At 47.7% G+C, this 20,790-nt stretch carries 19 protein-coding genes; 11 read left to right on the forward strand and 8 right to left on the reverse strand.

The genetic code is table 11. From position 1 onward, the window contains the following. Nucleotides 1–86: 86 nt before the first annotated feature. The 4 genes from ACI0FF_RS02340 (at nt 87) to xth (ending at nt 3,965) form a co-directional block, all read left to right on the forward strand. Nucleotides 87–1,307 carry an argininosuccinate synthase gene (locus tag ACI0FF_RS02340; RefSeq protein WP_419798548.1) on the forward strand — a complete coding sequence of 407 codons (1,221 nt, stop codon included), beginning with the start codon at nt 87–89 and terminating at the stop codon, nt 1,305–1,307. Between the two features lie 134 nt (nt 1,308–1,441). Beyond that, nucleotides 1,442–2,242 (forward strand): formylglycine-generating enzyme family protein, encoded by an 801-nt coding sequence (locus tag ACI0FF_RS02345; protein WP_419798549.1) that lies wholly within the window; start codon nt 1,442–1,444, stop codon nt 2,240–2,242. Between the two features lie 33 nt (nt 2,243–2,275). After that, the gene (locus ACI0FF_RS02350) at nt 2,276–2,929 is read left to right on the forward strand and encodes a LolA family protein (protein ID WP_419798550.1); all 654 of its coding nucleotides are present in this window, start codon (nt 2,276–2,278) and stop codon (nt 2,927–2,929) included. 244 nt (nt 2,930–3,173) lie between these two features. Beyond that, nucleotides 3,174–3,965 carry an exodeoxyribonuclease III gene (xth, locus tag ACI0FF_RS02355; protein WP_419798551.1) on the forward strand — a complete coding sequence of 264 codons (792 nt, stop codon included), beginning with the start codon at nt 3,174–3,176 and terminating at the stop codon, nt 3,963–3,965. A 2-nt stretch (nt 3,966–3,967) separates the two neighbouring features. Here the strand turns inward: xth and ACI0FF_RS02360 are convergent, their stop codons facing one another. The 5 genes from ACI0FF_RS02360 to ACI0FF_RS02380 form a co-directional block, all read right to left on the reverse strand. Beyond that, the gene (locus ACI0FF_RS02360; protein WP_419798552.1) at nt 3,968–4,975 is read right to left on the reverse strand and encodes a ParA family protein; all 1,008 of its coding nucleotides are present in this window, start codon (nt 4,973–4,975) and stop codon (nt 3,968–3,970) included. 264 nt (nt 4,976–5,239) lie between these two features. Then, complete coding sequence (locus ACI0FF_RS02365; protein ID WP_419798553.1) at nt 5,240–6,295, reverse strand: MaoC family dehydratase; 1,056 nt, start codon at nt 6,293–6,295, stop codon at nt 5,240–5,242. A 117-nt stretch (nt 6,296–6,412) separates the two neighbouring features. Then, on the reverse strand, nt 6,413–7,330 hold the full coding sequence (locus tag ACI0FF_RS02370; protein ID WP_419798554.1) for a DUF1848 domain-containing protein: 918 nt from the start codon (nt 7,328–7,330) through the stop codon (nt 6,413–6,415). 15 nt (nt 7,331–7,345) lie between these two features. Continuing rightward, nucleotides 7,346–9,130, reverse strand: coding sequence for an HD domain-containing phosphohydrolase (locus ACI0FF_RS02375; protein ID WP_419798555.1), 1,785 nt, complete (start codon nt 9,128–9,130; stop codon nt 7,346–7,348). Between the two features lie 104 nt (nt 9,131–9,234). Continuing rightward, entirely contained in the window at nt 9,235–9,546 is a 312-nt protein-coding gene (locus ACI0FF_RS02380) for a hypothetical protein (RefSeq protein WP_419798556.1), read from the reverse strand. Nucleotides 9,547–9,638: 92 nt separating this feature from the next. Between ACI0FF_RS02380 and ACI0FF_RS02385 the strand changes: the two genes are divergently transcribed. Both ACI0FF_RS02385 and ACI0FF_RS02390 read left to right on the forward strand, forming a co-directional pair. Further along, complete coding sequence (locus ACI0FF_RS02385; protein ID WP_419798557.1) at nt 9,639–11,156, forward strand: UbiD family decarboxylase; 1,518 nt, start codon at nt 9,639–9,641, stop codon at nt 11,154–11,156. A 59-nt stretch (nt 11,157–11,215) separates the two neighbouring features. Next, nucleotides 11,216–12,565: a TldD/PmbA family protein gene (locus tag ACI0FF_RS02390; protein WP_419798558.1), complete on the forward strand. Its 1,350-nt coding sequence runs from the start codon at nt 11,216–11,218 to the stop codon at nt 12,563–12,565. A gap of 2 nt (nt 12,566–12,567) precedes the next feature. Here the strand turns inward: ACI0FF_RS02390 and ACI0FF_RS02395 are convergent, their stop codons facing one another. After that, the gene (locus tag ACI0FF_RS02395) at nt 12,568–13,338 is read right to left on the reverse strand and encodes a hypothetical protein (RefSeq protein ID WP_419798559.1); all 771 of its coding nucleotides are present in this window, start codon (nt 13,336–13,338) and stop codon (nt 12,568–12,570) included. 120 nt (nt 13,339–13,458) lie between these two features. Here ACI0FF_RS02395 and ACI0FF_RS02400 point away from each other — a divergent pair, with 120 nt between their 5' ends. Genes ACI0FF_RS02400 through ACI0FF_RS02420 form a run of 5 tightly spaced genes read left to right on the forward strand, consistent with a single transcriptional unit; the run spans nt 13,459 to nt 19,080 of the window. Further along, complete coding sequence (locus tag ACI0FF_RS02400; protein ID WP_419798560.1) at nt 13,459–15,231, forward strand: ABC transporter ATP-binding protein; 1,773 nt, start codon at nt 13,459–13,461, stop codon at nt 15,229–15,231. Continuing rightward, nucleotides 15,232–15,924, forward strand: a complete 693-nt coding sequence (locus tag ACI0FF_RS02405; RefSeq protein ID WP_419798561.1) for a lysophospholipid acyltransferase family protein — start codon at nt 15,232–15,234, stop codon at nt 15,922–15,924. Next, nucleotides 15,921–17,201 carry a 3-deoxy-D-manno-octulosonic acid transferase gene (locus ACI0FF_RS02410; protein WP_419798562.1) on the forward strand — a complete coding sequence of 427 codons (1,281 nt, stop codon included), beginning with the start codon at nt 15,921–15,923 and terminating at the stop codon, nt 17,199–17,201. The genes ACI0FF_RS02405 and ACI0FF_RS02410 overlap by 4 nt, the downstream gene beginning before the upstream one ends. Next, nucleotides 17,198–18,181 carry a tetraacyldisaccharide 4'-kinase gene (gene lpxK, locus ACI0FF_RS02415; protein ID WP_419798563.1) on the forward strand — a complete coding sequence of 328 codons (984 nt, stop codon included), beginning with the start codon at nt 17,198–17,200 and terminating at the stop codon, nt 18,179–18,181. The genes ACI0FF_RS02410 and lpxK overlap by 4 nt, the downstream gene beginning before the upstream one ends. After that, the gene (locus ACI0FF_RS02420) at nt 18,181–19,080 is read left to right on the forward strand and encodes a lauroyl acyltransferase (protein WP_419798564.1); all 900 of its coding nucleotides are present in this window, start codon (nt 18,181–18,183) and stop codon (nt 19,078–19,080) included. The genes lpxK and ACI0FF_RS02420 overlap by 1 nt, the downstream gene beginning before the upstream one ends. 8 nt (nt 19,081–19,088) lie before the next feature. Here ACI0FF_RS02420 and ACI0FF_RS02425 read toward each other — a convergent pair whose 3' ends face one another. Beyond that, nucleotides 19,089–19,823 carry a PDC sensor domain-containing protein gene (locus ACI0FF_RS02425; protein ID WP_419798565.1) on the reverse strand — a complete coding sequence of 245 codons (735 nt, stop codon included), beginning with the start codon at nt 19,821–19,823 and terminating at the stop codon, nt 19,089–19,091. A gap of 85 nt (nt 19,824–19,908) precedes the next feature. Then, a complete protein-coding gene (locus ACI0FF_RS02430; protein WP_419798566.1) occupies nt 19,909–20,646 on the reverse strand; it encodes a PDC sensor domain-containing protein in 738 nt (245 codons plus the stop codon). Nucleotides 20,647–20,790: the final 144 nt, after the last annotated feature.

Consider the following 20,790-nt stretch of genomic DNA (forward strand, 5'->3'; position numbering starts at 1 on the left):
TTCCCTGTTATCTGGCCTTGCTCTTGGCAACGCTTTGTCTTATTTTGCGCGCAATATAGTACGCATCTTTTCGAGGCGATTTTGATATGAGCGACATTAAAAAAGTAGTATTGGCCTATTCCGGTGGTTTGGATACCTCCATCATCCTGAAATGGCTGCAAGACACCTATAACTGCGAAGTGGTGACCTTTACGGCTGACCTTGGTCAGGGTGAAGAAGTTGAACCGGCCCGCAAAAAAGCCGAGATGCTGGGCATCAAGCAAATCTACATTGATGATTTGCGCGAAGAATTTGTGCGCGATTACGTTTTCCCGATGTTCCGCGCCAATGCGGTTTATGAAGGCGTTTACCTGCTGGGCACATCGATTGCCCGTCCGTTGATTGCCAAGCGTCAAATTGAAATCGCCCGCGAAGTCGGTGCGGATGCGGTCTCTCATGGTGCAACGGGTAAAGGTAATGATCAGGTCCGTTTCGAATTGGGCTACTACGGCCTGCAGCCGGATATTAAAGTTATTGCACCGTGGCGTGAATGGGATTTGAATTCTCGCACCAAATTGATCGAATATGCACAGCACCACCAAATTCCGGTGCCCAAGGATAAGCACGGCGAAGCTCCTTATTCAATGGATGCGAACCTGCTGCATATTTCTTATGAAGGCAAAGCGCTGGAAAATCCGTGGCAGGAATATGACGAAAGCATGTTCTTGCGCACCGTTTCACCGGAAAATGCACCGGACGTACCGACATATATCGAAATTGAATATGAAAAAGGCGATCCCATTGCCTTGAACGGTAAAAAACTGTCCCCGGCAAGCATGCTGACCGCCTTGAACGAAGTGGCTGGTAAAAATGGTATCGGTCGTCTGGATCTGGTGGAAAACCGTTTTGTCGGTATGAAATCACGTGGTGTTTATGAAACACCGGGCGGCACCATTATGCTGGCGGCACACCGTGCAATGGAATCCATCACACTGGACCGTAACGCAGGTCATTTGAAAGACGAATTGATGCCGCGTTATGCGGAACTGATCTACAACGGTTTCTGGTGGTCACCGGAACGTGCAGCCTTGCAGGCTTTGATCAACAAAACACAGGAAAATGTTTCCGGTGTGGTTCGTCTCAAGCTTTATAAAGGCAACGTGATTGTTGTCGGTCGTAAATCTGATTTCTCTTTGTATTCCGAAGAACACGTCACGTTTGAAGAAGACGAAGTTTACGATCAGCGCGATGCAGAAGGTTTCATTAAGTTGAATGCCTTGCGTCTGCGTATGTCTGCGGTGAAACCGGATCTTGGCCAAGCGGGCTAACAAACGGTTTTACAAAAAGATTGAAAAGGGAGGGCTTCGGTCCTCTCTTTTTTTATGTGCGAGAATATTCTTTACCTCGTCAGATGAATAAGGGATTCTGATAACTGTCCTGAAATGATGGAGTTGTGATTTTAGTGAGACGGTTTTTTCTCTTTTTGGTGTTATTTAGTCTGATCACTTTCCCAGTCTTTGCCCAAAAACAATGGGAAGTTGGGCAGGAATTCAGTGATTGCGCAGGTTGTCCAAAAATGAAAGTGGTGGAACCCGGTTCATTTATAATGGGTGATGATCACGGTTATAAATATGAACGTCCCGCTCATCGGGTCACCATTGATTACGCCTTTGCTTTGGGGGTCTATGAAGTCACCTTTGATGAATGGGAAGCTTGCGCACAGGAACTCGCCTGTAAAGAAGCCCCCGATGACCATGGTTGGGGCAAGGGACGCTATCCGATTATCAATGTGACCTACGATGATATCGGTGATTATCTAAAGTGGTTGAGTGAGAAATCTGGTCGAACGTATCGCCTGCCCAGCGAAGCAGAATGGGAATATGCGGCACGGGCGGGCACAACGACCCAATATTGGTGGGGGGACGAGGTTGGTAAAAACAATGCCAATTGTCGCAAATGCGGGTCGCAATGGTCCGGCTTTGGTTCTGCCCCGGTGGGATCTTTTAAGGCGAACCCGTGGGGTTTTTTTGATATGAATGGCAACGCGTGGGAATGGGTTGCTGATTGTTGGAGTCCTCATTACGCCTTGGCCCCGGTTGACGGTAGCGCACGCATGGATGGAAATTGCAAGGAACCGGTGACGCGCGGCGGGTCGTGGTATTATTTCCCCAAACTGTCCCGGTCCGCCTATCGTTACAAAAATGCCGAAAACGTTTTTAGTTATAATATCTCATTTCGAGTTTTGGCAGAGCTGAAAAAGTGATCCCTTGTTGCATTCAGGCGATGATCGGCTAAATTGAATTCCACCTTTACCATCTTGAAAGCGATTTCCATGTTGCGTCTGTTTGCCGTTCTGACTTTTTTACTGATTGCTATGCCGGTTCAGGCCAATGAACCGTCGTTAAATGCAGACCAGCAGGCCTTGGTGGAAAAAATACGCAATTATTTGGACGATCTGAAAACGTTAAAAGGCAGTTTTGCACAAATCAGTTCGGACGGTACCTATGCGGATGGGAAAGTCTATATGTCGCGCCCCGGTAAAATGCATCTGGTCTATAATCCACCTGTGAAAACGGAAATTATTGTGCGACGTGGCACAATAATTTACCATGATAAAGAATATCAACAGGTGAATTATTACCCGCTAAGCTCAACACCGCTTGCTGTTTTATTGGATGAAAAGATCAATTTTGAAAAAGATGTCCAAATCGTTGATCTGGCTCAAGGAACAGGCGTGATTGAATTGACACTGGTGGATCGGGAGGATCCGGGCATGGGGTCTGTCACGCTGGTTTTCAGTGATGCGCCTTTGGAATTGCGTAAATGGTCAATTGTGGATGCACAAGGCGTGATGACGCAGGTTTCTCTGCTGAATGCGACATATGGCGGGGCGATAGATGCCAAACAGTTTGATTTTATTGACCCAAAATACGATACGCAAAATAACTAACGATCTATGTGTTTTTAACATATCAGAGTTGCATTATTTGCATTGATGAATCCGGATGTGTGACCCCATCTAAAGATTAGAATGGCTGTTCACCTACCATAGCCACTCGCAGGTGGTTCCCCTGCCACCTGAGACCTCTCAGCCATGAGAGAAAAAGCCTTTTGCGCCCGACTGCCCCCTAGTCGGGCGCTTTTCTTTTCTGCTACAAGTCTTTTTTTAAATGATTTCAAAACAGGATTAGTCAATGAAACTGGTAACCTGGAATATTAATTCCGTGCGTATTCGTTTGGACCATGTGCGCCAACTGGTAGAAACCGCCAATCCGGATGTGATTTGTTTTCAGGAAACCAAGGTTCGGGACGAATTGTTTCCCTTGCTGGATTTACAGGCATTTGGATTTGAACATATCCACTTTGCCGGGGAAAAAAGTTATAACGGGGTTGCTATCCTATCCAAGGTCCCGTTTGAAGGTACAGATGCTTTATTGTGGTGCGGGCGCGCAGATAAACGTCATGTCAGTGTCCGTCTGGCTGGTGGCGTTGAATTGCATAATTTTTACATTCCCGCCGGTGGTGACGAACCCGATGCGGATATTAACCCGAAATTTGCCCATAAATTGCAGTTTCTGGATGAAATGACGGATTGGGCGGCGCAGAGCTATCAAGAGGGGACCCGCCGGATTATGGTGGGGGACTTTAATATTGCCCCGCTGGAAACCGATGTTTGGGACCATAAAAAACTCAAAAATATTATCACCCATACGGCGGTTGAAATTGATCGTCTTGATCGTTTGCAGGCGGCAGGTCATTGGGTGGATGCCATGCGCATGCATATTTTACCGGATGAAAAATGTTTTACGTGGTGGAGCTATCGCGCACGTGATTGGCGTGCGGCAAACAAGGGGCGACGACTGGACCATGTATGGGTCAGTCCTGCCTTAAAAGATGGGGTTAAATCCTGCGAAGTTCTTTTGGATTTACGCGGGCTTGAAAAGCCCAGTGACCATGCCCCGGTCATGGTTGAAATTGATATATAGCTTCATAAACCCAGTAAGGCGAGGGCCATACCCGCAGTCAGGGCAAGGGCGAGAATCACACCATTGCGGATGGTGATTTTTAAACTGTTCACATCTTCGCCAGGCGGTTGGTTTTTCACAGGTGTTTTGACGGAAGTATCAAATTGAACCGGGTCGGCATGGGCTGTAATGGTATCGTCTTTCAGCCATTGTTTCAGCCCGCTAACGATTGTGTCACGATAAGTGGCAAGGTCTTTGTTATCGCCTTCTTCCTGTGTCCATTGCAGGCATTCTGCACAAGCGCGGATATAGGCGCGTGCGCCTTGCGAATTAGGGGAATGGAAGATAACAGGACGGCCGAGAAAAGCGCTTTCGGCAATTTTTGGTTCAACCGGAATGGCGTTTTCAAAAACATGTTCTTTGAAATGGGCGCGCACTTCGCGGTCTACCAGTTGATGAAGCTGCTGGCTTTTATCACTCAGTGTCATCAAGATACGAAAATCCAAATCGTGTCCGGCTTCGACGCGGATATCGTTAATGGACGTTTCCATTTGTTGTAATCCGGCAATGGCAAAGCTTTCGCTTTGTACCGGGACGATAACCTTATGTGCCGCTACCAATGCATTAAGGCTGAGAATCCCAAATGAAGGCGGGCAATCGATTAGAACGTAATCAAAGGGAATGTCTTCTTGCTCGAGACTCTCGCGCAACCAATATTCCGGGTCTTCATCATCTGGGGAAACAGAACTGAGGGCGGCGAGCTGAAAAGTCGCCGGCACAAGGGACAGATTAGGTAAATCCGTTTTATGGATTACGTCTTGAAGTTTCTTATCGCCAAGAATCAACTCATAGCTACCGGCCTGAATGGTTTTGGCATTTAAACCAAGTCCGGTTGCCGCGTTGCTTTGCGGGTCCATGTCGATAATCAAGACGGCTTTGTCTCCAGCAGCAAGGGCGCTGGCCATATTGAGTGTGGTTGTTGTTTTTCCCACGCCGCCTTTATGATTCATAATGGCAATGACAGCCGTCATTGAATACCTCAAATCCATCTTCAATTGAACAAGAGTAAGGATTTATATCTGACTCGCCAAGAAGGAAATAATCTTGGTCAATTGATTAAGATTGATAATCGTGTCTATGGGGGGCGCAAAGCGTTTATTTGATTGAGTTACAGCTTATATGAAGGAATGATGAAAATATTTATAGAGAGAGTTGTTTGGAAAAGGACCAGACAGAAAAAACGCCACACTTTAGAAGAAGCATGGCGTTTTTTATGATCAGGCGAAGTGTAAGTCCTAGCTTCGGCGGGGCATGAGGACCCAGTAATCAAGATCAAGAACCACATCTGGGTGATATTTACCCTCGTCATCCTTGTAAGGGAAGTCGTCTGCCGGATGGTCTTTGGTGGCAACCAGACGCAGACGCAGGGCACCCATGTCGGAACGACCCTTGATTTCCTGCTTATCCAGAACTTCGGACCAGGCAAAAATTGTATTTCCGGCGAAGGTCGGGTTGGCGTGCGCACCGGCATTGATGGCGGCAACTTTGAATGCATTACCCAATCCGTTGAAGGAAAGCGCGCGCGCCAGTGAAATAATGTGACCGCCGTAAATCAGGCGTTTGCCGAAACGGTTGTCTTTGGCGGCAAACTGGTCGAAGTGAACTTTGGCCGTGTTTTGATAGAGACGGGTTGCCATTTGGTGTTCGGCTTCTTCAATGGTCATGCCATCAATATGGTCGATTTTTTCACCGATTTCGTAATCTTCCCACAGATGTGGGGCGCCTGCCAATTCAACATCGTAAGACGAGAAATCCAAACCTTCTGCGATCACAAGATCATCGACATCAACAACTTTGGGCAGATCGGGAATAATGGTGTCCGGTGTCGGTGCATTCAGATCTTTCTTTTTTACCATGACCCAACGGACATAATCCAGAACGACTTCGTCTTTTTGGTTAATGCCGATGGAATTGACATAGACAACACCCGTTTTGCCGTTGGAATTTTCTTTCAATCCAATGACAGTCGAGGTCGTGCGCAGCGTATCACCGGCATAAACCGGGGCACCAAAACGTCCGACGGCATAACCAAGGTTGGCAACCGCGTTGAGGGAAACATCGGGAACTGTTTTACCAAACACCATATGGAAAGCCAGCATGTCATCCAACGGCATGGCTTCAAACCCCAAACCCATTGCGTAAGGTTCGGCGCTGTGCGGCATATGGCGAAAACCGTAAAGGGCGGTGTAAAGCGAGACATCGCCTTCTGTCACGGTGCGCGGTGTGGCGTGAACGATTTCCTGACCGAGGAAGAAATCCTCAAAGAAATTGCCCGGGTTTGTTTTTGTCATTTTAGGACGTCCTCATTTTTTGTGTAATTTGGAGGTTTTCTAGCATTTTTTGCAGCGCAATAAAAGGTGTTTTTTCAATGCCTGTATTGAAATTATATTTCTTTGATTGCGGTGTTATTACGACTGTTTTACGTTTTTTGTTGCACTGCGTTCAAGCAAAAACGGGCTCTGAGGATCATGCTGACGATAGGCGTCTTTTGCCTGTGCGTTATTGTAGGTCGCATAACAATACTGGCAGCCGTGTAGGCAACTGTTATAGGCGCCGATATCAACCGATTGAACGCATCCGCAGGCTTTGCGTTGGCCTTTATCTTTGCGCCAATCTTGATCTATTTTGGAAATTTTACGAATCAGATCGTCGTCAATGCATTTCCCGTGATCAATGGAAAAGGCGTGCCAGTCTTGTTCCTGTGCGCAGGATTTTAAAGATAGCCCGCAGGAACGGGCAATGGTCGACAAAGCCGCCAGCAACTGGTTGAGGTCGCCTTCTTGTTGGCTGATATCTTGATAGGTAAGGGCGTTTATTTTCTTGAGATTGCGTTCCGTTTTCGCATAAAAATCGGTTAAGGCGAACATAACCGTATGGGTGTGGCCCTGTAAGGCGTGGGCAATTTTATCAAACGTATCGATGTGATGTTCGATAGAGGTGAGGTTGGATAAAAGAATGGGATCATAGCGCCAGATAACACGATCTGATCCAACTTTCTGTGACAGGCTTTTAAAATGATTTAGGGCTTGTTCAAGTGATGGTGTCTTGCTTTCAATTGTACGTGGATAACCCGTGATGGTCATGTGGAAGTAAGAGGTAAATTGTTGTTTTTCCAGCATGTCTAAATGGCGAAAAAGCGGTGCCGGATTTCGTGTCCAGAAGATGAAACAATCGACATCATCGGGGCGCAGGGAAATTTCACGAATTTGATTGGGATTAAAAGGATTTCGTGTTTTCACAAATCCAGCATGGACCCGGTTGATAAACCAATCGCTATAAAAGGCGGCAATGTCGGTTCGGCGGCTGATACTGACGATTTGTCCCATAATTTTATATACGTATCAGGCCGTATCTGTGGTGTTGGCAAGATATTGCGAGATATCAACCTCGTCGATTTGTTCGGGCTTGAGGAATTTTTCCGCATATTCCAGATATTTACCCGAGGTGAGGAACAGCTCAAACAAGTCCTTGTCGAGATGCTCATCCTTGACCATAAAAGACATGATCTTGATGGATTGGGATATGGTTTTGGGTAATTTATACGGGCGGTCTGCAGCTGTCAGGGCTTCGAAAATATCGGCGATTGCCATCATACGGGCAGGAAGGGACATTTCACTAGCATGGAGTTTACGGGGATAGCCAGTTCCGTTTATTTTTTCGTGATGCCCACCGGCATATTCCGGGACACGGCGCAAATGACGCGGGAAGGGCAATTGATCCAGCATAATAATGGTTTGAACAATATGGTCGTTGATCTTGAAGCGGTCTTCGTTGGTTAGGGTGCCCGCTTTGATTTTCAGGTTGTACAGTTCGCCCAGGTTATACAAATTATCCGGCGGGGTCATTTTAAAGCCAAAGGGGTTATCTGCGGCGAATAGCGATTTGTCACGGCGTGCGATAATATGGTCCGCGCGATCGGCAAGAACGGATTCTTCCACAGGTAAGGGGACTTCGGGCCCACAGGCTTTTTTGCGGGTTTCTTCTTCATGTCCGATGCCGAGACGGTCGGATAACGTACGTGTCCAGGTTTGTTGGGCAATATGATCCAGATGTTCCATCCGGTCCGGGGCCATAAATTCACCGCCGACATTGCATTCTGCAACAAAAGCGAAATCATCATCCAGTTGGGCAAGTTTTTTGTCTAATGCCTCTTTGAGGGTGGCTTCACCTTCACCCTTATGTAGACCTTTCCAATATTCAATCTCGGCATCGCGTTTCATCACTTCAAAACGCATGCGGACTTCGTGGATGCGGTCATAAATGGTTTCCAGCTTCGTTGCTTTATCAACGATATATTCCGGGGTGGTGACTTTGCCGCAGTCATGGAGCAAACCTGCAATGTGCAATTCATATTGTTCTTCTTCGCTCATCTTAAAATCAGCGAATTGGCCGGACTTTTGATCAATTGCGGCTTGGGCGAGCATATCGGTTAGGACGGGCACGCGCTGGCAATGTCCCCCGGTGTAGGCTGACTTGGCATCAATCGCGCCTGCGATTAAACTGATGAAGGAAGCCAGTAATTCTTTTTGGGCCTCGACCAGCAATTGATTGTCGAGTGCGATTGCAGCTTGTGCGGCTAAGGCTTCGACAAACGGTTGTAAGGAGGTATCAAACCCGATGACTTCGCCCGTGTCACGGTCTTGTGCGTTTAACAATTGCAAAACGGCAATAACGCGACGTTCATTATTGTAAAGCGGAACAGTCAGAAACGATTTGGAGCGATAGCCGGTGGCTTTGTCAAAATTTTTGGTGCCTTGAAAATCAAAATCCTTGAAAACATAGGCATCATCAATACTGATCGTTTTTTTGGATAGGGCGCAATAGGAGGCGACATTTTTATGGTTTTCTTTCCCCGTCTCAGGATCAAAAAGTTCGACAGGGGGAAGATTGATTTCTTTCCCCGACGTCCCGCCGTTATAAATACCGAGGCTATCGTTGCGCATAATCTCAAAACGCAGGCGTTGGTCGTTATCGACCATGCGATAAAGTGTGCCACCATCGGCGTTGCACATGGATTTTGCTTCATCGAGAATTTTTTCCATCAAGCGCACAGAATTGCGTTCGGTCGACAGGGCCAGTCCGATGTCTAAAAGCTTGCGATAATGTTGTTCTCGTGAATCGACCATGGCGCCCGTAATCTATGTCCGGTCTCTATTCGTTTGATTATCCTCGCCTATTCTAACAGTTTTCTGCCTTTTGGAAATTAAAACCTTGCAAAAAAATGTACTCGTCAGTTTATAACTCTAAGATGTGGCTTCGCGGGTATCGTATCGTATATAGCAACAGCTATATCTAGATAATCAATCAAAGCGTTTAAACGGCGGTGTGGGTTATTGTCTTTGCAGTCCGGGTCTTGTTCAATCAGGGACAGAACAACGGAGAAATCATCTTCTGCGCGAGAAAGCAATGTGCAAAGATTATGATATTGTGTTTCTAAAAACAGTGTTGTTTCACTTGTCTCGACTTCATCTGGGAGATGTTTTTGCAAGTCGAGACGCAAGGTTTGCAAAAGATTATGGGTTGTTTTGGCGGTGAGCATCATAAAATGTCCTGTCTTTTTTTAGATAAAGTTCTGTAAGTCTGTTGCGCAGCTTGTTATGAGATGACGTGACAGATTTTTTCTCGGAGTGTCAGATGCCCTTTGCTTCTTTGCGTGATTTTATGGACCGACTTGAAAAAGAAGGCCGCCTTGTCCGTGTAAGCGAACCAGTGTCGCCTGTTTTGGAAATGACAGAAATTCAAACCCGCTTGTTGGCAGAAGAAGGCCCCGCTGTTTTGTTTGAAAATGTGGTGGATGGGGCCGGGCAAAAATACGATATGCCGGTGTTGGTCAATTTGTTCGGTACGGTTGAACGGGTGGCCTGGGGGATGGACCGCGAACCCAATCAATTGCGCGAAGTCGGCGAGACTTTGGCCTTTTTAAAACAGCCGGAACCACCGGGTGGGTTTAAAGATGCCTTGAAGATGCTGCCGTTGGTGAAAACTGTTTTATCTATGAAACCCAAGACGGTACGTTCTGCACCGTGTCAGGAAGTGGTGTTGGAAGGCGACGATATCGACCTTGCCAAATTACCGATCCAGACCTGTTGGCCCGGCGAACCGGCACCTTTGATTACATGGCCACTGGTGGTAACGCATGGACCGGGTCAGGGGAAAACGGATAATTTCAATTTGGGCATTTATCGCATGCAGGTTTTGGGTAAAAACCGTTGCATCATGCGCTGGTTAAAACATCGTGGCGGGGCACAGCATTTTGCGCGCTGGGTCAAAGAAAAAAATGAACCCATGCCGATTGCCATTGTATTGGGGGCGGACCCGGGGACGATTTTGGCAGCGGTGACACCGGTGCCCGATACATTATCTGAATATCAGTTTGCCGGATTGTTGCGTGGCAAAAAGGTGGAACTGGTTGATTGTAAAACCGTTCCGCTGAAAGTCCCATCCGAAGCCGAAATCGTTCTGGAAGGTTATGTGCGCCATGATGAAGAGGCCGCCGAAGGACCCTATGGCGATCACACCGGATATTATAACAGCGTGGAAGATTTCCCCGTGTTTGAAATTACCGCTGTGACTATGCGCAAAAAACCGATCTTCCTGTCAACCTTTACCGGACGACCACCGGATGAACCGTCTGTGCTGGGCGAAGCCTTAAACGATGTCTTCGTTCCCTTGTTGCAGCAACAGTTCCCTGAAATTGTTGATTTCTGGTTACCGCCGGAAGCCTGTTCGTACCGGGTGGCGGTGGTATCGATCAAAAAGGCTTATCCCGGTCATGCCAAGCGGGTCTTGATGGGCTGCTGGTCGTTTTTGCGCCAGTTTATGTACACCAAGTTTATCATCGTAGTGGATGATGATATTGATTGTCGTGACTGGAAAGATGTCTGGTGGGCAATCTCGACCCGGATGGATCCGGTGCGTGATACCATGATGGTGGAAAATACTCCGATCGATTATCTGGATTTTGCCTCACCTGAAAGTGGTTTAGGCGGCAAAATCGGATTTGATGCCACCAATAAGATGGGCAATGAAACCCATCGTGAATGGGGCGAAAAAATCCGTATGGATCAGGATGTGGTCGATAAAGTGTCTGATATGTGGGACAAGCTCGGCCTGCCCGGGTCCGGCAAGCCGATTTGGAAAGACGGTGCTTGATTGTTTAGCTATTTGGAATATCTTTTTAAAAATAGCCTCGATAGATTTAAGGATAAAATATGAGCCAACACCAAAACAATCTCGACCTGCTGAACGACCTGATTGCAAAAGCCCGTCAAAAAGGGGCCGATGCGGCGGATGCGGTTTTGGTGCAGGGCACGTCTTTGTCCTTGTCGCAACGTTTGGGACAACCGGAAAATCTGGAACGCGCCGAAGGTCAGGATTTGGGGTTGCGTGTCTTTATCGGTAAACGTCAGGCAATTGTTTCTTCTGCGGATTTTAAGGCTGATGCCTTGGAAGAATTGGCGCAACGTTGTGTGGATATGGCGCGCGTGGTGCCGGAAGACCCGTTTTGTGGGTTGGCGGATACCGACCAATTGGCAACTGAATTCCCTGATGTCGATGGATATGATCCGTATGAGCCGGATGAACAAAGCCTGATTTCATGGGCAACCGAGGCCGAAGATGCCGCACGTGCCGTTGAAGGGGTGACAAATTCTGAAGGGGCGGAAGCCTCGTGGTCACGCAATGATGTAGCGATAGCAGCGTCCAACGGATTGGCCCATGCCTACAGTTCATCGGGTTGTTCGGTTAGCGCCTCTGTTTTGGCAGGCACAGGGACGCAGATGGAACGTGATTATGATTATACCTCTGCCGTTTATGCCGAAGACCTCGAAGATTTTGCGCAGGTTGGACGGCGCGCCGGGGAAAAGGCTGTTAAACGGCTGAATCCACGTCGTGTGTCCAGCCAGCAGGTGCCGGTGGTTTATTCGACCCGTGTGTCGCAAAGTTTGCTTGGTCATTTAAACGGGGCGATTAACGGCAATTCGATTGCACGTGGAACAAGCTTTCTGAAAGACAAGATGGGGCAGACAATTTTTAATCCTGAGATTTCGATTGTGGACGATCCGCATCGAAAACGAGGGTTGCGTTCCAAACCAATGGACGGAGAAGGACTTGCCAATAAAAAGCGCGAGATTGTTAAAAACGGTGTCTTGCAAAGCTGGATTTTGGATTTACGTTCTGCCCGGCAATTGGGCTTGGAAAGTACCGCACATGCAGCGCGTGGGGTTGGTTCACCACCATCGCCCAGTGTGACTAATTTTTATATGGAAGCCGGGAAACATAGCCTGGAAGAATTGATCGGCGATATTAAACAGGGTTTCTATGTCACGGAATTGATCGGTATGGGGGTTAATGGGGTTACCGGGGATTACAGCCGTGGGGCTGCGGGTTTCTGGATTGAAAACGGTGAAATAGTATTCCCGGTTTCTGAATTGACGATTGCGGGGAATTTGAAAGATATGTTCCTGAATTTAACGCCTGCCGATGATTTGGAATTTCGATACGGTACAAATGCCCCAAGCTTGCGGATTGAAGGCTTGACCGTTGCCGGATCGTCTTCTTGAACTTATTTCAGGGAAGCTTTTAAGGCTTCAATAACAAGCAGGGCGTGGCGTAGGTCGCGCCCTAGTTTTTTGCGAAATGGTTTCAGCAGGAACGTCAAGGGTGTGGCCCAGCGGATAACACCGCGAATATGGGGCCAAACGGTAGAAGGGGATTTGTCTTGATAAATCTCCATAATGGCGCACAGTAATGCGCCGTCACCATCATCAAAGCGAACGGATGAGATTAAAAAACGTAAAATATCGCGGGCTTGGGCCGCCGATGGGTCCATTGCTTCGCCGACATTTTCTTCGAAATCGATAAAACCGATCTCGCCATCTGGACAGAGGACCATATCGCGCAATTGTCCGGTGCCATGCCAGCCGCCTGTGTGATGAAGGGTGCTGAGTGCATTGGCGGCTTTTAAAATCAAGGTTTGAGGATCATCGTGTTGGTTGATCTGGTCAAACAGGCTGTTACCGATATCGTCCAGTAGAATCCAGCCCGGTTGTTGGGCAATAACGGTGGGGACGCGCACGCCGCGTGTGGCAATTTTTCGTAGTCGTCTGGCTTCGGCGTTCAGTCCGTCATCCATAGCATCGGAAACGGTGGCGCGCAGCATGGGGCATCGTAATAGCCCGGCAAACAGATTTTGGAAACGATGCCAATTGTTTGCTTGTTCGTGCAGGGCGATTTTGATCCAGTAGCGTTTTCCTTGCCAGTCAAAGGGGACGCTACGGGCGGCAACGCCCTGATCGACGGCTTGTTGAACGGCGGTTACGATTTTATCTTCCATAAGCGTTCTTTACTCTATCTCTCTTTTAAATACAAACAATGAAATGAAGCGGTAGCACAATCGGCAAACCCGTGATATTGTCCGCAAAATTTGACGACCCCCTATGAGGAACAACTCTCGTTGGAACCGAAAACACAGCTTGATACGCGTACTTTTGCCTTGATGAAACGTCTCATCAAGGAAAGTGTGCGGCCTTATATCACGCAATTGACCCTTGCCCTTTTGTTTATGGGTATTTCATCGGCGGCTGCCGCCTTGAGTATGTGGCTGTTGAAACCGGTGGTGAATGATATTTTTGTCAGCAAAAACGGCGATATGTTATGGCCCTTAGGTTTGGCAATTGTTTTTGTTTTTGTTGCCAAAGGGTTGGCACAATACGGGCAAACCGTGGCGATGTCGTGGTTGGGCTTGCGTATCATCACCGACCTTCAGGTGCGACTGTACGATCATTTGATGGGGCTGGATCTGGCCTATTTTCACGCCAATCCATCCGGTACGCTGGTGTCACGCTTTACCAATGATGTTTTGTTGATGCGGGCCACGGCAACCAAGGTTTTGACCAGTGCAGGCAAGGACAGCACCTTGTTAATCGGGATGATTATTGTGATGGTCTCGACCAATTGGCAACTGGCATTACTGGCGTTGGTGGTTTTTCCGGTCACAATCGGTCCGGTTTTAAAAATCGGTAAACGGATAAGAAAAGTAACGGTCAATACACAGGTACAAATCGGGCAACTCGTGACATTATTGACCCAGACGTTAGCGGGTATTCGTCATGTCAAAGCCTATCGTATGGAAAAATATGAACGTACCCGTGTGCGCGATTTAACAGAGGTCGTCCGTAAACTGGTTTTTAAGGCAGAACGCACAAAAGCGCTGAATTCTCCGATTATGGAAGGGGTTGCTGGTTTTGCCATTGCGCTGATTATTGTTTATGGCGGATATCAAGTGATCGAAGGTGTGAAGACGCCGGGGGATTTCTTTGCCTTTATCGGGGCCGCTTTCATGGTTTACGAACCTGCAAAACGTTTGGCGCACCTGAATTCAGAAATGCAAGGCGGCTTGGCTGGTGCGGAACGTCTTTATCGTTTGTTGGAAGTGGACTCGACCATTAACGATGTGGCGAATGCAAAACGGATTTCTGTTCAAGGCGGGGATATACGTTTTGAAAATGTTGATTTCTCCTACGAAGAAGAAAAAACAGCCTTGCGTAAACTGACCTTGCATGTGCCTGCCGGTAAAACCGTTGCGCTTGTGGGGCCAAGTGGGGCAGGTAAATCAACCGTTCTTAACTTGGTGCCGCGTTTTTATGATGTGAATGCAGGGACGGTCTGTATTGATGGACAGGATGTGCGCGAGGTGAGCATTGCGTCCCTTCGTAAAGCCTGTGCACTTGTCAGTCAGGAAATTGTTCTTTTTGATGATACCATCCGTGCTAATATTCTTTATGGACGTATGGATGCCAGCGAAGAAGATGTCGTTAAGGCAGCGAAAAATGCGGCGGCACATGAATTCATTATGGAATTGCCCGATGGCTATGACACCATGGTGGGCGAAGGTGGCTTAAAATTATCCGGGGGGCAACGCCAGCGGATTTCCATTGCGCGGGCCATGTTAAAAAATGCGCCGATCCTGTTGTTGGATGAAGCGACTTCTGCCTTGGATACGGAAAGCGAACGTAAAGTTCAGGCAGCCTTGCATGAATTGATGAAAGATCGCACAACGTTAGTGATTGCCCACCGTTTGTCTACGGTTGTGGATGCCGACCTGATTTATGTCATTGACCGTGGTCGGGTGGTTGAACAGGGCAACCATCAGCAATTGGTTGATATGGATGGGATTTATGCCCGTCTGTATGCCATGCAGTTTAGCGAAGATGAAGCGGAGGCTTAAATGAGCCTTTTGAAATCCATTATAAAATCTGACGGGTTTCGAAAAATCCTGTGTTGGATCGGGGCGCAGTACATCCGTTTTGTTTATGCGACAGGCCGTTGGCAGGTGGTGAATGGCGAGACCGCCCAAGGGTATTGGGATGCGGATAAGCCGTTTATTCTGGCCTTCTGGCATGGGCGCATCTTGTTGATGCCTTATTGTTGGAACCGGAAAAAAGCGATTAATATGTTGATTTCCCAACATCGTGACGGGCAATTGATTGCACGCACGGTCGGTCATTTTGGCATTCAGACGATTGAAGGCTCGACCTCCAAGGGCGGCGCAACCGCCTTGCGTGCCATGTTGAAATCGCTGAAAAATGGCGATTGTATCGGTATTACACCGGACGGGCCACGCGGACCGCGTATGCGTGCCTCAAACGGGGTGGTTAATGTCGCCAAGATGGCACAAGTTCCTGTTATCCCATGCGCGTTTGGCAGTGTCTCCAGAAAGCATGTGCGCAGTTGGGATCGTTTTTGTGTGGCCTTTCCCTTTAGCAAAGGTGTCTTCGTCTGGGGCAACCCGATCTATGTGCCCAAAGAGGCAAAAGGGGCGGAACTGGAAGCCTACCGTTTAAAGGTGGAAGACGAACTGACACGCGTCACCAACGAAAGCGACCGTCTGACAGGTCATCCCCCGGTGGAGGCCGCATGATTTATTCGCTTTATCGCGGTTTAACAACAATTGCAGCCCCGCTGATTTCCCGGTATTTGCAAAAACGATTGGAAAAGGGGAAGGAACATCCAACCCGGTTTCCCGAACGTTTGGGGCAAACAAGTTTGAAACGGCCGGAAGGGGCTTTGATCTGGCTGCATGGTGCCAGCGTGGGCGAGGCTATTTCACTCTTGCCGTTGATTGAGGCAATGTGTCGTGATTATAGCGATTGCCAGATCTTGTTGACGACGGGTACGGTGACGTCTGCCGCTTTGATGGAAAAAAGATTGCCTGCGGGTGTTATTCATCAATTTATTCCGGTTGATCGTTTGCCTTATGTGCGCCGTTTTCTGGATCATTGGCGACCGGATGTGGCGATTTGGGCGGAAAGCGAACTGTGGCCTAACCTGGTTTGCGAGACCCGTAAACGCGGTGTTTCGATGGCATTGATCAATGCACGTATGTCGAATAAGTCATTGAAAAGATGGCGACGTATGCCAGGCTTTGCGAAAAAACTTTTGGGGGCATTCGACTTATGCCTTGCCCAAACCGAAGAAGATGCGCAGCGTTATCGTGATTTAGGGGCGCAAAATGTGCATTGTCCGGGCAATTTGAAATATGCGTCGCCGGATTTACCGGTAGATGATGAAGAATTAGCCCCGTTGCGGGAAAAAATCGCAAACCGACCCGTTTGGATGGCAGCAAGTACACATGATGGTGAAGAAATCCTGATCGCTAAAGTCCATCGCCGCCTGAAAGAACGTTTCCCTGATATATTGACGATTATTGCCCCGCGTCATCCAGAACGGGGGCCATCCATTGCGGCTGATCTGCGGGCGCTATCATTATCGGTTGCACAACGCAGTGTTGAAGAAGGTTTGGCACCGTCTTGTGATATCTATCTTGCCGATACAATGGGCGAACTGGGGTTATTTTATCGCTTATCCCCGATTGTCTTTATGGGGAAATCGCTGGAACCTTTAGGCGGACAAAATCCGTTGGAGGCAGCGCGTCTGAACTGCGCCCTTTTGTGCGGGCCTTATATGACCAATTTTGCAGAAATTATGACGCGTTTTGCCGAACAAGACAGCGTTCTCATCGTCCATGATGAAACGGAGATGGTTGAAACAGTTACTTCGTTGTTGTCGGACGAAACTCTGCGGGAAAAAAAGGCACAGCGCGCCTATAACGTCGCGGTGGGAGAGGCTGAGGTGTTGACGCGTACATTGTCGGCGTTGGCCCCATTTATCAAGACGGCACAAAGGGGGCGTGTATGAAACAGGCGCCGTCTTTTTGGGCATATGGATATGACAGTTTGTGGGAAATGGTTTTATCCCCGCTGGCTTGTATTTATAACAAAGTGACCCGATCACGGGCTGAACGTCCGGCGCGGTGGAAAGCCCCCATTCCGGTTGTTTGCATTGGTAATTTGACAATGGGCGGGGCGGGGAAAACGCCAACAGCCATTGCAATTGCCCAGTATTTGAAAGCCGCTGGGAAGAATCCCTATTTCTTGTCGCGTGGATTTGGCGGGCATATGAAAGGTCCGCTTATGGTCGGTGGGCATGGCACGCATGAAGTTGGTGATGAACCGTTGCTGTTAAAAGAAATTGCCCCGGTTTGTGTGTCGCGGGACCGTGTTGCCGGGGCAAAATTGTGTGTTAAAAAAGGGGCGGATGTCATCATTATGGATGATGGCTTCCAAAATCCACATTTACATAAGGATGTTTCCTTGTTGGTTGTCGATGGCGGATATGGACACGGCAATGAAAAAGTTTTTCCAGCCGGACCATTACGTGAAGATTTACATAGCGGATTACAGCGAGCGGACGGCCTTGTTCTCATTGGGGCTGATCAAACAGGGGCGATGGAGCGCATACAACGCATTCGTGCGGATATTCCGGCAGTGCAGGCCTATATTCAACCTTTGGAACGTCCTGATTTGGTGGGACGAAAGGTTCTGGCCTTTGCAGGGATCGGGCGGCCCGAAAAGTTTTTTGAGACATTGCGTAATATGGATTGTGATTTATTGGATTGCGTCCCTTTTCCTGATCATCACCCTTATTTAATCGAGGATATCAGACCTTTGCGGGAACGGGCAAAATTGGCAGGGGCACGTTTGATCACAACGCGTAAAGATCATATGCGTTTACCCAAAGAGTTTGCGCAGGAAGTCGATGTCATAAAAATCTCTCTGGTCTGGCAGGGGGAAGACATGTTAAAGGCAGTGCTTTCGAAAATTACGGATCCAGTCTGATGAAAGTGTTACGACAGAAATATATCAGCCATCCTTTGCAAGGAGCGCTGGCCTATGGGCTTTATTTTCTGATTCGTCTTATGTCATTTGATATGGCTTCTAATTTTGGTGGCTGGCTTGCCCGAAAGATCGGTCCGCATACCAAAGCCAATAAAGTCGGGCTTGAAAATTTAAAACGGGCTTTTCCTGAAAAAACACAGACTGAAATTGATAAAATTCTGTTGGGTGTTTGGGATAATCTCGGCCGGGTCGCTTTTGAATTTCCCCATGTCGGATCCATGAATGTCTATGAAGACACGGATCGTTTTGAAATAATCAACCCGCAATATGTGGATTTGTTGCGTGATGATGGCAAATGCGGGATGTTTTTTTCTGGTCATTTTGCCAATTGGGAATTCAGTGCGCGTGCCAGTGCGCAGCGCACACCAAGTTTGCCTGTTCATTTGATTTACCGCGAACCCGATAACCCTTATGTGCGTGAATTATTTGCTAAACGTATGCCCACACCAGAATGCAGCTTGCTGCCTAAAGGTACAAAAGGGGCGCGTCAGGCCTTGAATATTTTAAAAAAAGGTGGGCATCTGGCTTTATTGGTTGACCAGAAAATGAACGATGGTATCGCCGTTCCCTTTTTTGGCCGTGATGCTATGACAGCCCCGGCAATCGCACAATTTGCCCTGAAGTTTGACTGTCCGATTATCCCTATGCAATTGGAACGGGTTGAGGGTACACGCTTTCGCATGACTTTCTATCCGCCGCTGCAAATTGAAAAAACCGGTAATCGCCAAGATGATCTTGTGAAGGTTATGACTGAGATTAACGGCATTTTGGAAAATTGGATCCGGGAAAAGCCAGAACAATGGCTTTGGTTGCACCGGCGCTGGCCGAAAGATAGCTAAGTTCTGTTTTATTTGAAGTAAGAATAAAGCAGGACGAGATCGTAATCCGCAATTTTTGTCCAGACAGTTAGGGTTGGCAGTTTGTTGATATTAATATCAACAATGACATCATCTGGATGATCCGCCATGAATTTCTGGATATTAGGCTGTGCCTGAACGGCCGCAGGAAAGCTGACAATCTTTGTGCCGTTGGTTTTAAAAATGGAAACTACACATTTTTTACAGATTTTGGTCCGTTGTAATAAATGGTCTGGTGTCATGACGGCGACCCCGACACCGGTGATGTGGCCTTTCTCATTAAAAATCGGGCGAGACAGAGGCAAACTGTCATAGGCCACAATGGCGTTTTTAATCGGCTCGCCGATATAGAGTTCGTTATTGGTTAAACGCAATGCATTGTTGAGATAGGCACGATCTTTTAGATTCAGTGTGCGGGTTGGGTAACGAAAGCTATCGTGTTTCAGATTGCCATTCACATCTGTTGTGAACAAAGCGCTGAGACCGGGGACACGCTCGACATGACGGTTTAGGGAATTATGAATGATGAGATCATTAATCGCGCTGGTTTCTTTGTGGCTAAACAGGCTGGTGATCCCGACCAATGTAATATCGGCAGAGCGCAGCAGCCCTTGTGCGTGAACAGCCTGATAAAGCGCAGATAGCTTGAGTTCCCTGTCCATATTGGCCTGTGCTTGGACGGAACTGAATAGTAATATCAAGGTTAGAAGGAAAAAACGCACCATTAGACCACTCTAAGAAGAAACTGAAGCAACCATATCAGTACGTAACGTAGAACACAATCATAGCGAACTTATTGGAATGAAATTATTATTTATTCGCGAATTTGCTGACGCTAACGCGAACATTGTATTTTTTTAATATAATAACCCAGGTTTGAATTTTATGCTCATTAATTGTCCCGTTTAGTTCGCCATTCGTATTCAACGCGTTGATTTTTTCAATAAAATCCCCTGGGTAATTTGTGTTGGAGGGGTAGCTGACCAAAACTTCATTCCGGTCATTGAACAGGCTTACGATACATTGTGGACATAAGGCATCTTGTTTAATCAGAAAACCGGGATGGATAATGCCAGCAATTGCGCCGAGGGATTTTTTATCACTATCCAGCAACGCGCGCGCAAACGGAACAAAGGCGGCGCCGGAAGAGCGTCCGACCAGTGGGGAGCCTATATATAAGTCACGTTCTGCGTTGTTGAGTGCCGTTTTGACATACTCTCGATCCGACAAATCAATGTCTTTTGCCGGGTAGGTGAAGCTGTCGATCTTTAATTGACCCGTGTGATCGGTTGAGATAATGGCGCGCAAGCCCGGCGTGCGTTCAACATATTTTGCCAATGTGGTGTGCAGAACCAGTTCTTCGGCCTCTGGATTTCGCTCAATTAATTCACTGGCATCTAGCAAGGCCAAATCGATTGCCTGAATGGTATTCTCGGCATGAAACGCCTGAAATTCTGCGTAATCTCGTATGTCATCTGCTGCATAAGTGTCTTGTGCAGCGACGAAAGAAAGAAGTAAGGCGATGAAATACAGCATACCGCTATCCATAGTGAATTTCCAAGACTCGCAACCTACTCATCTTTTGGTTTTAAGACAAGTCTGCTTTTGCTTGACTCTGCGCTTGAAAGCCAGTAGAACAGCGCCAAATTCACAGGCCTCTTTGACATTCTTGTCACCTTAAGGGGTGCCGCC

Source organism: Terasakiella sp. 4MB5A, from assembly GCF_050058155.1.
Classification (GTDB): Bacteria; Pseudomonadota; Alphaproteobacteria; order Rhodospirillales; family Terasakiellaceae; genus Terasakiella; species Terasakiella halodenitrificans.